16 protein-coding genes are annotated in these 12,637 nt (G+C 58.2%); 7 read left to right on the forward strand and 9 right to left on the reverse strand.

The window, feature by feature from the left end; genetic code table 11:
* The first annotated feature begins 38 nt into the window (after nt 1-38).
* From flhA to GOW16_RS18895, 4 genes are read left to right on the forward strand one after another with little or no spacing between them, the layout of a single operon-like run.
* Nucleotides 39-2,066, forward strand: coding sequence for a flagellar biosynthesis protein FlhA (flhA, locus tag GOW16_RS18880; RefSeq protein ID WP_217354683.1), 2,028 nt, complete (start codon nt 39-41; stop codon nt 2,064-2,066).
* Entirely contained in the window at nt 2,063-2,836 is a 774-nt protein-coding gene (locus GOW16_RS18885) for a flagellar biosynthetic protein FliR (RefSeq protein WP_170418296.1), read from the forward strand. The genes flhA and GOW16_RS18885 overlap by 4 nt, the downstream gene beginning before the upstream one ends.
* Complete coding sequence (locus GOW16_RS18890) at nt 2,833-3,918, forward strand: EscU/YscU/HrcU family type III secretion system export apparatus switch protein (protein ID WP_170418300.1); 1,086 nt, start codon at nt 2,833-2,835, stop codon at nt 3,916-3,918. Before GOW16_RS18885 ends, GOW16_RS18890 begins: the two co-directional genes overlap by 4 nt.
* The gene (locus GOW16_RS18895) at nt 3,918-4,262 is read left to right on the forward strand and encodes a hypothetical protein (protein ID WP_254429847.1); all 345 of its coding nucleotides are present in this window, start codon (nt 3,918-3,920) and stop codon (nt 4,260-4,262) included. The genes GOW16_RS18890 and GOW16_RS18895 overlap by 1 nt, the downstream gene beginning before the upstream one ends.
* 36 nt (nt 4,263-4,298) lie before the next feature.
* Here GOW16_RS18895 and GOW16_RS18900 read toward each other — a convergent pair whose 3' ends face one another.
* The 9 genes from GOW16_RS18900 to GOW16_RS18940 are packed head-to-tail and all read right to left on the reverse strand — an operon-like array spanning nt 4,299 to nt 8,867.
* Nucleotides 4,299-4,829: a flagellar basal body-associated FliL family protein gene (locus GOW16_RS18900; RefSeq protein WP_170418303.1), complete on the reverse strand. Its 531-nt coding sequence runs from the start codon at nt 4,827-4,829 to the stop codon at nt 4,299-4,301.
* Nucleotides 4,830-4,838: 9 nt separating this feature from the next.
* Complete coding sequence (gene flgH, locus GOW16_RS18905) at nt 4,839-5,570, reverse strand: flagellar basal body L-ring protein FlgH (protein WP_170418306.1); 732 nt, start codon at nt 5,568-5,570, stop codon at nt 4,839-4,841.
* Nucleotides 5,570-5,986, reverse strand: coding sequence for a flagellar basal body P-ring formation chaperone FlgA (gene flgA, locus GOW16_RS18910; RefSeq protein WP_170418309.1), 417 nt, complete (start codon nt 5,984-5,986; stop codon nt 5,570-5,572). The genes flgH and flgA overlap by 1 nt, the downstream gene beginning before the upstream one ends.
* Nucleotides 5,986-6,771 (reverse strand): flagellar basal-body rod protein FlgG, encoded by a 786-nt coding sequence (gene flgG, locus GOW16_RS18915; RefSeq protein ID WP_170418312.1) that lies wholly within the window; start codon nt 6,769-6,771, stop codon nt 5,986-5,988. The genes flgA and flgG overlap by 1 nt, the downstream gene beginning before the upstream one ends.
* Nucleotides 6,772-6,792: 21 nt before the next feature.
* Entirely contained in the window at nt 6,793-7,503 is a 711-nt protein-coding gene (locus GOW16_RS18920; RefSeq protein WP_170418316.1) for a flagellar hook-basal body complex protein, read from the reverse strand.
* Nucleotides 7,503-7,775: a flagellar biosynthetic protein FliQ gene (locus GOW16_RS18925; protein WP_170418319.1), complete on the reverse strand. Its 273-nt coding sequence runs from the start codon at nt 7,773-7,775 to the stop codon at nt 7,503-7,505. Before GOW16_RS18925 ends, GOW16_RS18920 begins: the two co-directional genes overlap by 1 nt.
* A 4-nt stretch (nt 7,776-7,779) precedes the next feature.
* Nucleotides 7,780-8,070 (reverse strand): flagellar hook-basal body complex protein FliE, encoded by a 291-nt coding sequence (gene fliE, locus GOW16_RS18930; RefSeq protein WP_170418323.1) that lies wholly within the window; start codon nt 8,068-8,070, stop codon nt 7,780-7,782.
* 11 nt (nt 8,071-8,081) lie between these two features.
* Nucleotides 8,082-8,468, reverse strand: coding sequence for a flagellar basal body rod protein FlgC (gene flgC / locus GOW16_RS18935; RefSeq protein WP_170418326.1), 387 nt, complete (start codon nt 8,466-8,468; stop codon nt 8,082-8,084).
* Nucleotides 8,469-8,480: 12 nt separating this feature from the next.
* Nucleotides 8,481-8,867: a FlgB family protein gene (locus GOW16_RS18940; protein ID WP_170418329.1), complete on the reverse strand. Its 387-nt coding sequence runs from the start codon at nt 8,865-8,867 to the stop codon at nt 8,481-8,483.
* Nucleotides 8,868-8,953: 86 nt separating this feature from the next.
* On the opposite strand from GOW16_RS18940, the gene GOW16_RS18945 reads away from it, so the two are divergent.
* The 3 genes from GOW16_RS18945 (at nt 8,954) to GOW16_RS18955 (ending at nt 12,606) form a co-directional block, all read left to right on the forward strand.
* Nucleotides 8,954-10,291, forward strand: a complete 1,338-nt coding sequence (locus tag GOW16_RS18945; RefSeq protein WP_170418332.1) for a FliI/YscN family ATPase — start codon at nt 8,954-8,956, stop codon at nt 10,289-10,291.
* A gap of 84 nt (nt 10,292-10,375) precedes the next feature.
* Nucleotides 10,376-11,212 (forward strand): flagellar motor protein MotB, encoded by an 837-nt coding sequence (locus GOW16_RS18950; protein ID WP_170418335.1) that lies wholly within the window; start codon nt 10,376-10,378, stop codon nt 11,210-11,212.
* 98 nt (nt 11,213-11,310) lie between these two features.
* Entirely contained in the window at nt 11,311-12,606 is a 1,296-nt protein-coding gene (locus tag GOW16_RS18955; protein WP_170418338.1) for a flagellar hook protein FlgE, read from the forward strand.
* The last annotated feature ends 31 nt before the right edge of the window (nt 12,607-12,637 follow it).

Genomic DNA, 12,637 nt, shown 5'->3' on the forward strand with positions numbered 1-12,637 from the left:
CCCTGTTCTCTCCGACCATACTGCTGGCGCTGGCGTTGATGACGGTCATCGTAATGATGATCCTGCCCATGCCCGCCTGGGTTCTGGACGTCGGCCTGTCCGCCTCATTCGCGCTAGCTATCCTGATCTTTACCCTGACGCTGTTCATCGAACGCCCGCTGGATTTCTCGTCTTTTCCAACGATCCTGCTAGCGTCGCTAATGCTGCGGCTGTCGCTGAACGTATCCTCGACCAAACTAATCATCGGTCAGGGGCATACCGGTCCGAATGCTGCCGGAGACGTGATCGAAGGCTTTGCAAACTTTGTTATGGGCGGCAGCATTTTTTTGGGGCTGGTGGTGTTTGGCGTGCTGCTGATCGTGAACTTCATGGTCATCACCAAGGGTGCCGCGCGAATGGCCGAGGTTGGCGCACGTTTTGCACTGGACGGGATGCCCGGCAAACAGCTGGCCATCGACAGCGATATGTCCGCCGGGGCCATTGACCATCAGCAAGCCAAAGAGCGCCGTGAGCATGAACAACAGGAAACCACGTTCTTCGGTTCGCTCGACGGCGCCTCGAAATTCGTCAAGGGGGATGCGGTTGCAGGCCTGTTGATCACGTTGCTGAACCTTGTGATGGGATTGATCATGGGCGTGATCGTGCATGGTATGCCGGTATCATCGGCGTTTGAGACCTACGCCATCCTGACCGTCGGTGACGGGCTGGTTTCGCAAATCCCCGCCGTTATCATCTCGATCGCTTCGGCGCTATTGCTGGCACGGGGCGGTACTCAGGGCGCAACGGACAATGCGATCTTCTCGCAGTTGGGTCGGCATCCGGCGGCTTTGGGCACAGTGGCCATGCTAATGGTCCTGTTCGCTCTGGTGCCCGGCCTGCCCTTTTTACCCTTCATCCTTGGCGCGGGTGTTCTGGGGTACGCGGCTTATTCGGTCCACCGCAAACAGAAGGTCGAAGCTGACGCGGAACAGACGCCCTCGCCCGTGGACGAAACCCCTGTTTCGCAAGCAATCGGGGACATTTTGGATCTGGATGATGTCCATCTGGAGTTCGCCCCTGATCTTGTCAGTATGGTCCTCAACCCCGGCACCGGACTGGACGCCCGGATTGCCAATATGCGCACTTATGTCGCCTCAAGCTTTGGGCTGATCCTGCCCGATATCCGCCTGACCGACCGCGCCGAACTGCCTCAGGGAACTTACGTGATCAAGGTACAGGGGGTCGAACAGGCCCGTGGCGTTCTCAACCCTGATCTGGTTCTGGCATTGGTGCAGGACGGCCATGACATGCTGCCTGACGGAAATGATGTCACCGAACCCGTCTATGGCGCCCCCGCCCGCTGGATTTTGCCCAAGGATCAAGAGGCCGCCGCGCTGAGCGGCGCAACCATCGTCTCACCGCCCGAAATACTGGCGACCCATCTGCTTGAGATCATCAAACAGAACTTCGCGCGGCTGCTTACGCTGAAATCCCTGCGCCGCCTGCTGTCCGAGATGACACGGCTCAGCGATCCGGTTCGAGCCGAGGCGAACCGCAAGCTGCTGGACGAGCTGATCCCCGACAAGGTGCCCATCGACACGCTGCATGCGGTTTTACGTCTGCTGCTGGAAGAGAAGGTTTCCATCCGCAATATGGCCCTCATTCTGGAAAGCGTGGCCGAGGCACGCCTGACCACAACCCAGCCTGAGGGGATTTGCGAGCTGGTCCGGCAGCGGTTGGGATTCCAATTGGTTGCCGACATGAAACGGGGCGACGGGTCCATTCCGCTGATCCAGCTTGCGCCGGAATGGGAGGATACGTTTGCCTCATACCAGATCGACGCGCCAAACGCCGGGTTGGATGTGGCGCTGCCGCCGAACCTCTTCAACAAGCTGGCAGACGGCGTCGTCGAAACCGTCACCCAATCCACCGATCACGGGCTGTTCCCGGCGGTTGTGACCTCGACCCGCCGGCGTCGTTTGCTGCGAACGATCATGCAAGCGCGGGGCGTGTCGAATCCAGTCTTGTCCTTCGAGGAAATCGGGCTTGAGGCCAGACCTGCGTTGGTCGGAACAGTTCCCGCATGATCGCCTTGCCACCAGCCTTGCTGCCGGAATTGGCCGATGGCTTGTGGCACCTATCTGCCGTTTTTCTGCGCGTGTCGGCCTTGGTATCGCTGCTGCCTGCGTTCGGAGAACGTAGCATTCCAACCCGCGTCAAACTGGGGGTTGCAGCAGCCTTCACTCTGATTGTCACACCCGCCGTTCCCCAACCCAATCAAGCGCATGAGTTTGTGCCCCTGGTGACAATGGTTTTCACCGAAATACTTGTCGGAGTGGCGCTGGGCATTGGACTGCGTCTGTTCGTGCTGGCCCTGCAAACGGCCGGATCCATCGCGGCCCAGTCGACATCGCTGTCACAAATTCTCGGCGGTGCCGCTGTCGATCCTGTTCCGGCGATGGGGTATCTTTTGACGCTGGCAGGGCTGGTGTTGGCTGTCTTGCTGGGCCTTCACATCCGTGTCGCGCAGTTTCTGATCCACAGCTACACCCTGTTTCCAATGGGCATTGCCCCGCTTGCACCGGACCTGTCGCAATGGAGCGTGCAGCAGATCGCGCGCAGTTTTAACCTGGCCTTCAGCCTGGCCATGCCGTTCGTCATCGCATCGCTGATCTATAACCTTGCCCTTGGGGTCATCAACCGGGCGATGCCTCAATTGATGGTGGCCTTTGTCGGCGCCCCCGCGATCACCTTTGCAGGGTTGTTTCTTCTGTTTGCTGGCACCCCTTTGATCTTGTCGGTCTGGTCCGATGCCCTGATCGCATTCATGACGAACCCGCTTGAGGTCATAAGATGAGCAATCAGGACGATGACAGCGACAAGTCATTTGAGGCAACGCCGCAAAAGCTGCAGAAGGCGCGAGAAAAAGGGGAAATCGCCAAGTCAAATGATCTGTCTGTCGTAGCGGCCTATGTCGGTTTGTTGATTGCCATCCTCGCCGCAGGGCAATTCGCGGTGCACCGCATGGGCACTTTGTTTGTTGTTCTGATCGATCAGGCCGATGAGTTTGGCCAGCTATTGACCGCCGGTCCCGCCGCCAGCCCCGTTGGGGGGATGCTCCGGACGGCGGCTTTGTCTGCTTCGATCCTGTTTGGTCTGCCTGCGGCCGCTGTTTTGCTTAGCCTGATATCGCAGCGGGCGCTGGTTTTCGCACCCAGCAAGCTGAAACCCAAGCTGTCGCGTATTTCAATACCCTCCAATGCCAAGAACAAGTTCGGGCGCAGCGGGTTGTTTGAATTTGCAAAAAGCTTTGCAAAGCTGGTGATCTATTGCACATGCCTGGCGCTTTTCCTGCGCGCCAACCTCAGTGAGATTCTGTCCGCAAGCGCATCCCAAGCCCGGTCTTCGGTGATGCTTATGATGAACCTGCTGACCCGGTTCATGTTCATCGTCATTGCTGTGGCTCTGGCCATCGGTGTGGTCGACTACATCTGGCAATACGCCGAACACATGCGCAAGAACCGGATGTCGCGAAAGGAAATCCAGGACGAGACCAAAGATGCCGAAGGCGACCCGCATGTAAAACAACAACGCCGCCAGCGCGCCCAGGAAATCGCAACCAACCAGATGATGGCCGATGTTCCCAAAGCCGATGTCGTGATCGTCAACCCGACCCATTTTGCGGTCGCGTTAAAATGGTCCCGAACCGCCGGGTCGGCACCTGTCTGCGTAGCTAAGGGCGTGGATTCCGTGGCCGCCGCCATCCGCGAGGCTGCAGGGCAAGCAGGCGTCCCGATTCACCCCGATCCGCCAACGGCACGTGCGCTGCACGCCACCGTCGAGATCGGGCAGGAAATCTCGGAAGAACATTACCGCCCTGTCGCTGCCGCGATCCGGTTCGCCGAGGCCATGCGCAAGCGGATAAAGGGGCAAATCTGATGAAACGTACACAGCTGCAGGATCTGACAACGGTGACCGAGGCTGCGTTTCAGCGGGAATATCAATCATTGCGCCCGGTGCTGGAGGCCGAAGCAAAGGTGCAGCAACAATTGGCCAGGCTAAATGCGCAAGTCCAACAATCCCGGCAAGAGATTGCATCTGCAGAAGGCTATCGTGTGACCGGCACCGATGTGCTTTGGAACGGATGGGAATCTGCGACGCGCAGGGAGCTCAACTTGCAGCTTGCGCGCATACGTTCGCAGAAGCTAGCAGCCCTAGCCGACCTGCGCATCGCGTTCGGCCGCAAGCAGGCGGTTTCCAATCTGTGCAAAAACCACCGATAGACGCCTGCCCTTATCCGACCATTTTCGGGCGGTCCGTCAGGTGTCCTGACGATTTACACTCATGATCAACACCTTGGAGACATCGTCCCCCAAATCCTTGCGCGCCTCATCCAGCAGTGCCTCGCGCAAGACGGCCAGATTGTCAGAGTGGGTAAAGTTCCCGTCAAAACCACCGGTGTTGGCGTGATCGAATAGCACCTGCAAAAAGCGATCCCGCAACTTGGGTTCCACGGCATAGAACGGCTCGGCCATGCCTGGTGTGACCTCAAGGCTCAGCGACATGGTGACCAACGCCGCAATCCGATCCGATTCTACCACTGGAACGACGAATTGCTTGGTCAGCTTCAGATACTCATAAGTACTCATGCCTTCTTTTTTGGCGCCTTTGACGGCTTTTTCTACCTTGGCCTTCGTGTCTTTTTCCTTGGATTTTTCTTTCTTGGAAATGGCGCTCGTCTCGCTGGCCGCGTCCGCCACTTTGCCCGAGGGGCCCACAAAGACGCCGGCTGCGATGCCACCGCCTAAACCCACGAAAAGAAATACGACCGGAATCAGTTTCTTAATCACTGCAACACCTCAGAACGGCAGAATTGAGTCCAGAATTTGCTGCCCGTAGCGAGGCTGCTGAACGTCCGTTATCTGACCGCGGCCACCATAGGAGACACGGGCTGACGCAATCTTGTCATAGGTAATCTCATTTTGGCGCGAGATATCCTGCGGGCGCACATACCCGGCGACCAAAAGCTCCCGCAGTTCAAAATTGACGCGCAATTCCTGCGAGCCCGAGATCGAAAGCACCCCATTTGGCAATACATCGATCACGGTTGCTGCCACCCGAAGTGTCAGCTTTTCCTTGCGCTTCACCGAACCCTTACCCTTGCTGGTCGACGCGGAATCGATCGACACAGCTTCGTCCAAGGATGCGCCGTTTGGCAGTTGTTCGGCCGCACGTTGAGGCAAACCAAACAACCCCGGCACCTCGAGGCTTTCCGAACCACTGCGGGATCGGTTCGTGTCGTTCGATATCTCGGCCTTTTCATCCAGCTCAATCACGACCGTCAGGATATCCCCCTTCTTGATCGCGCGCTGATCCCCCAGCAAAGATTGCTGCCCCCCACTCCAAAGCGACGATTTATCAACGTTGCGCTGCGGCTGCGTATGCAAGGGTAATCCCGGCCAAAGCATCGCCACATGTTCCGGCGACTCATCGTTGGGTGTAAAACTTGGTGGTTTGCCAAGGTGATCCACGCGGCCACAAGCGGTCACAGCCAGTGCAGCAACCAACAGAGTTTTCGAAACTGAAGACATTATTTTACCTCGATCTGGCCGTCAGACCGGATGTGTCCGGTGACGGTTGAGCGTGACGACAGATTCATGACACGAATGCGGTCCCCGACCGCACCGCGACCCAATGCGCGACCCTCGGCTGTTATGGACAGCGGGCGGCGATCAAAAACAAGAACGACAAGATCATTGCGATCCACAATGGCTGGCGGACCAAAATCCCCCTCGCGGATCGGGCGGCCGGGATACAGAGTGACGCGCGCTTCTTGCCCGATCACGAACTCCGGGCGGGTCACCGCGTTGGGGACAAACTGGTCCTTGGTTTCCAGATCGGCGGCTGAGATGATCTCTTTGGCGCGAATGGTGCGTTTCGACACCACGATTTCTGCCAGTGCCGGGATCGGAGCCGTCAGGGCCAGAAAGAAGCTCAAAACCCGCATCACCGCACCTGCGTCGTTGCGCCCATCATCTGATCGACGGCTGATATGACCTTGGCGTTCATTTCATAGCCCCGCTGCGCCTCAATCAGTTCCGTGACCTCACGCACCGCGTCAACCGAGCTGTCCTCGAGATGGCCCTGCCGCAGCGTGCCCATCCCATCCTCTCCGGGTGCGCCAACCACAGGTGCGCCCGAGGCTTCGGTTTCCTTGAAAAGGTTGCTGCCGATCGCCTCGAGCCCTTTGGCGTTGGAGAAACTGGCCAGAGTGAACTCTCCCAGTAGCTGCCCCTCTGGTGCGTCGTCGAAATAGGCAAAAACTTCGCCCGCAGGGTTGATCGAAATCGACCGCGCGTCGTCGGGAATGGTGATTTCGGGTGCCACAGCAAATCCGTCAGAGGTTACGATCAGCCCCTCCGCGGATCGTTTCAGACTCCCGTCGCGGGTATAGCCAGGTTGGCCATTGGGCAGGGTTACTTCCAGGTATCCGCGTCCTTCGATTGCGACATCCAGATCGCTTCCGGTGGCCGATAGGGCACCCTGAGACAGCTGCACGGTCACAGCGGCCGGGCGAACCCCAAGGCCTAGTTGGATACCGGTTGGCAATACCGTACCATCGTTGGCGTTAACCGTACCGGCCCGCGCCACTTGCTGATAGTGCAGGTCGGCGAACTCGGCCCGCCGAGCGTTGTAACCCGTGGTGTTCATGTTCGCGAGGTTGTTCGAGATCGTCTCGACCCGCATTTGCTGCGCCGTCATGCCCGTCGCTGCGATTTTCAATGCCCGCATGTCAAATCCTCCTTGTTCAGGTCAGCGCATCAGCGTCTTGAGCGCTCCGCGCACACGTTCGTCTTCAGAATCCAGAAAGCTCTGACCCAGTTCATAGGCGCGCTGGATTTCGACCATGCGCGAGACTTGCGCGATGGCATTCACATTCGATCCTTCGAGAAAACGGTGGACAACCACAGGGTCTTCCACCGGCTCAATGTCGCCCTCAGCCCGGAACTGCGTACTGCCTTCGCGCACAAGCGTTTTGGGATCGGCAACGCGGTAAACCCCGATCTGACCCAGCAACTGCCCATCCACACTCAGGGTGCCATCGCCGCCGATATCGATCGACGCCGCGTCCGGCGGGATAAAGACGGGTGCACCATTGGTGTCCAGCACACGGTGTCCATCCATGGATACCAGATCCCCATCCGCGCTGGATGAGAAAGCGCCAGCTCGGGTCAGTCGATTACCCGCCGGAGTTTCAACCATGAAGAACCCGTCTCCTTCGATGGCAAAGTCGAACTGCCCTCCGGTTTCCGTCAGTACACCTTGCTGCAGCGACGTGTTGCGCACCTCGGCGCGGCTCATGGACAGTGATGGGTTGCCTGGCATGTCGCGGACGAATTCCGAGAACACCAACCCTTGTGCGCGATAACCGGTGGTATTGGCATTGGCGATGTTGTTCGCAACCAGCCGCATTTCATTCATCAGACCCGACTGTCGGGACAAAGTGACATAGGCGGTATCCATCAGCGACCTCCTGCGATCAATGGGATGAGTGTTCCTGTAAAAAACGTGACCAGCGTTTGGGTCATGAAGCCCATCGAGATCCAGAACACGATGACGATGGCGATCAATTTGGGCACGAAGGTAAGGGTCATCTCCTGCACCGAGGTCAGCGCCTGGAACAGGCCCACGATCAGGCCCGAAACCAGCGCCACGGCGAGGATCGGGACCGAGGTGATAACCGCGACCCACAACGCCTGACGCACGATGTCATAGAAGAGACCCTCGCTGAGCATCAGATCAGACCGGCATCCGCAGGATTTCCTGATAGGCCTCGACCACCTTGTTGCGTACGATCACCGCCGTTTCCACGGCCAGCTCGGTCTGTGCCAGCGCCTGAACAAGCGCGTGCGGATCGGCTTGTCCGGTCATCGCGGCCTGCGACATCTGCTCGGACTGTTTCAGCGTCGCGGCAAAGTCCTGAAACCCTGACCGCAATCCTTGCGTCATTCCGGCATGGTCTGGATTAGCTTGCGTTGCGGGGCGTGCACCCGCGTAACTCTGGGCGGCATTGAGTGCTCGGATATCCATTCTGGTGTCCTCTATTTTCTGAGAAGGTCCATCAGGCTCGACGACATCTGACGTGTCTGGTCGAACATCTTGAGATTGGCTTCGTAACTGCGCTGCGCCTCGCGGGCGTCAGCGATCTCGATCATCAGATCGACGTTCGAGCCGCGATAGTGACCTGTGTCATCGGCCATCGGATGACTTGGGTCGTAGATGCGCGACAAAGCACGACGGTCCAGCTTAACCCTCCCCGCCTGCACCAATTCATTTCCATCCTTGTTTACGGCCTCAAACGGCACCGTCTTGCGCCGATAACCCGGTGTGTCGGCGTTCGAGATGTTTTCGGACACATGGCGCAACCGTGTTGCCTGTGCGCGCAAGGCGCTGGCCGAGGCTGTCAGGGAATGGGAAAAATCGCTCATCCTGAAGCCCCCTTATGCCCGGCCCAGACTGCTGCGCAGAATAGTGATGGAGGATTTGTAGATCGCCAGGGCGCGGTCATGCTGACGTTTGACCTCGACGCCCTTTAGCATCTCCTCTTCCACGGAAACGCCGTTGCCGTTTGGGTCACCCGAAGGCGCAGCCTCAATCTCCGCCCAGGGCTTTGGACCTCCAACGCCGTGCAGATGACCGGCCCGCGTGGCGGTCATTGCGACGTCACGACCTGAGATTTCGAATGCTTTCTTAAAGGGCTCGATATCGCGTGGCTGGTAGCCGGGCGTATCCGCGTTGGCCATGTTTCGCGCAATGACGGATTGCCGTTGTCCGGCATGGGTTGCCATTGCGTACGCGGTCTTAAAGACGTTCAGGTCATAGAACATCGGGGCTTCTCCCTCGATCAATTTCAATCAAGGCTTAACCCCGATTCCTTTAGAAACCGTTTTCAGAAACCATTGGAGAACCCACGATGTCCGATCTCGACCCGATGCTTTTGAAATGTGAATTCGACCGACTGTCTGCCGCACGCTATATGGGACGCGTAGCCAGCGTCGCGCGCGGGGTTATAGAGGTTGAAGGCCTCGCAGTGCATGCGCGGATCGGGGATCATGTGACCTTACACCGACGCAATGGGCCGGATCTGGCAGGTGAGATATTGCATGTCGATTCGGACCTGATTCACATGCTGCCCGCTACGGCATCGGACGGAGTCTGTCTTGGCGACAGGGTGATTCTGAATCAAACACCAGCCTTTGCGCCGGGAATGCACTGGTTGGGAAGGGTGGTCGACCCGTTTGGCAATCCGTTGGACGGAAAACCGCTGCTGTCGGGAGTTCAGGAGCAGGACATAATGCAAGCCCCTCCACCAGCCGTCGATCGCAAACCTTTGGGTCAAAGAATGGAAACGGGCCTTGCCATGCTGAACACTATGCTGCCCATCGTTCAGGGTCAGCGCATTGGATTGTTCGCCGGTTCTGGCGTGGGAAAGTCCACGCTGCTTGCAACCCTGGCGCGGTCGATGCAGGCAGATGTGGTCGTCGTTGCGCTGGTGGGCGAGCGTGGACGCGAAGTGAACGAGTTTGTCACGCGTGCGCTGGGTGCTGAAGGAATGAAGCGGTCAGTTGTGGTGGCCGCGACCTCGGATCAGTCCGCGCTTGCACGACGGCGCTGTGTCTGGTCGGCGATGTCGGTGGCGGAATACCTGCGTGATCAGGGGCTGAACGTTCTGTTTCTGGCCGATTCGGTGACGCGCTTTGCCGAGGCGCATCGCGAAATCGCTGTCGCAATGGGTGAGCAACCCTCGCTGAGGGGGTTTCCACCCTCGGTCACGCCCTTGATCGCCGGCCTGTGCGAGCGAGCCGGGCCGGGAACAGAGGAACAAGGCGATATCACGGCCGTGTTCAGCGTGCTGGTCGCCGGTTCGGACATGGACGAACCCATCGCCGACATTCTACGCGGTGTATTGGACGGCCACATCATACTGAGCCGCGAGATCGCCGAACGCGGCCGGTTTCCCGCCATCGACCTCAGCCGGTCCGTGTCACGAAGTCTTCCCGGTGCCGCATCGCCTGAGGAAAACCAGATGATCCTGGAAACCCGGCGGCTGGTTGGCAGTTATGAGCAATCCGAAGTCATGATAAAGGCCGGGCTGTATTCAGAAGGCGCTGACCCTCTGCTGGATCAGGCCGTGCGTGTGCATGATGAATTGGACGCGTTCTTCGCCAAACCCGAAACCGAGGGCCTCAGGAACAGCTTTGACCGCCTTCAGCTAATCCTGCGCCGTGCGGGCACCGCATTGACGCACTAGCGAAGTCCCGACAGTTTTAAGTGTTAAGTCCGCCTTAAGACCTGCCCTGCTACCCCAGTAACGGGTGATAAAAAGGTGGTGGAGATGGGTGCGCAAACCAATGCGGCGCCAATCATCATCAAGAAGAAACGTGTGTCAGGTGGCGATGGTCACCACGGTGGAGCGTGGAAAGTCGCGTATGCCGACTTTGTCACGGCCATGATGGCGTTCTTCATGTTGATGTGGCTGTTGAATGCAACGACGGAAAAACAACGCAAAGGGCTGGCGGATTACTTCTCGCCGACAATTCCCGTGAATCCGGTGTCAGGCGGCGGTGACGGCGCCTTTGGCGGCAACAATATGTTCTCGGAAAAAACCATGGTGATGGATGGTTCGGGTGCCAGCCAGAAAAGTCCGACGGTTGCCCGGCAGGCACGCGGTTCGGTCGGCGTGAACGCAGAAGGCGGTAAAGAGACTGTCGAGGATTTCTCGTCACTAGAAGCCGAGCTTCTGGGGCGCACCGGCGAAAGCCTTGTTTCGGACAAGGTGCGGAAACATATCGTCACGCGCGTCACCGACGAAGGATTGGTTGTCGAACTGTTCGATACAGACGATCAGCCGCTGTTCGAATCGGGAACCGACAAACCCACCGCGATGATGCGCGCGCTGGCGCTTCTGGTGGCGCGGTCTTCGGACCTGGTGCAGAACGCCGTCGCCGTTGAAGGACACGTACACGCTTCACCGGTTGTCCTGGCAAAAAACCCGGCCTGGGACCTGTCGACGGCCCGCGCTCAATCCGTGCGCCAAATGTTGCAGGGCAAGGGTTTGGCGGCCGAAAGGCTGGATCGGGTCACGGGCCATGCGGACCGCGAACTGACGGTCAAAAACCCGATGGCAGTTCGCAACAACAGGATCGAAATCATATTTCTACGCACACCCTAAACCCAAAAGGATAGGACGCATTTTACCTGTTAGCGTGCTGTTAAGGGCCAGCACGTTAGCTGTTGCATCACGTTTTGACGCAACAGAAGGGCGTGCCAATGACAATTTCCTCTTCGCTGAACGCCGGTGTGGCCGCTTTGAAGGCCAACGCGAACCGGCTGGCGACCATCTCTGACAATATCGCCAACTCGTCCACCTTTGGCTACAAGCGGGTTGAGACCGACTTTCACTCGATGGTCACGTCCGGTCAGGGTGGCAGCTATTCGGCAGGCGGTGTCAGAACCACAAGTCAGCGGATGATCGACCAGCGCGGGTCGCTGGTGACCACAAACAATTCAACCGATTTGGCAGTGCGCGGTCGCGGCCTTCTGCCGGTGCGGCCCAGCTCTCAGGTTGGATCAAATTCGAATGAGATGTTGCTAACCACGACCGGTTCGTTCCGCACAAACGAACAAGGTCATCTTGTCACCCAATCTGGGCTCGTCCTATTGGGTTGGCCCGCCGATCCGGATGGATCGATCCCCAATGTGCCAAGGGATACACCGGCTGCGCTTGAACCGGTCAAACTCAGTGTCAATCAACTGTCCGGCTCTCCGACCACAAGCATGAACCTGCGCATGAACCTTCCGGCCACTGCAACGGATGCAGGTGCGCCCGGCGACGCACAGCCTTTGTCGGTCGAGTACTTTGACAATCTCGGAAAATCTGAATCCGTGAACATAGAACTGGTCCCGACTGTGCCTGGAACCGGGTCCAGCAACGAATGGACCATGACACTGCGCGATACCGCATCGGGCGGCGCAGTGATCGGAGAATACCGCATGACCTTCACCGACAGCCGGACAGCAGGCGGTACGCTGGCCAGCGTGACCGCAATTTCAGGCGGTGCTTACGATCCGGCAAATGGCAGTTTTGTGGTGAATGTTGATGGCGGGCCGATGGAGATCAATATCGGTCAGATCGGTGACAAGAACGGGATTACGCAACTTTCGGACACCTTTGCCCCCGTGTCGATTAACCGCGACGGTGCCCCTGTTGCAACGATGACCGGCGTGAAGGTGGATGAAAACGGATATGTCTACGCACAATACGACAGCGGCCTCAGCCGGCGCGTGTATCAGATACCGCTTGTCGACGTTCCCAACCCAAACGGGCTAAAGGCGCTGGATAATCAGACCTATGCCCCATCCCGCGATAGTGGAACGTTCTTCCTTTGGAACGCAGGCGATGGACCGACCGGAGATCTGGTGTCCTTTGCACGCGAAGAATCCACGACCGATGTAGCAACCGAACTGACCTCGATGATCCAGACGCAGCGGGCGTTTTCCTCAAGCGCCAAGGTGATCCAGACCGTCGACGAGATGCTGCAGGAAACGACAAACATCAAACGTTGATTTAGGGCGCTGAGCTAAGAAAGGACCCGTC

The organism is Ruegeria atlantica (assembly GCF_013033965.1).
Classification (GTDB): Bacteria; Pseudomonadota; Alphaproteobacteria; order Rhodobacterales; family Rhodobacteraceae; genus Ruegeria; species Ruegeria atlantica_D.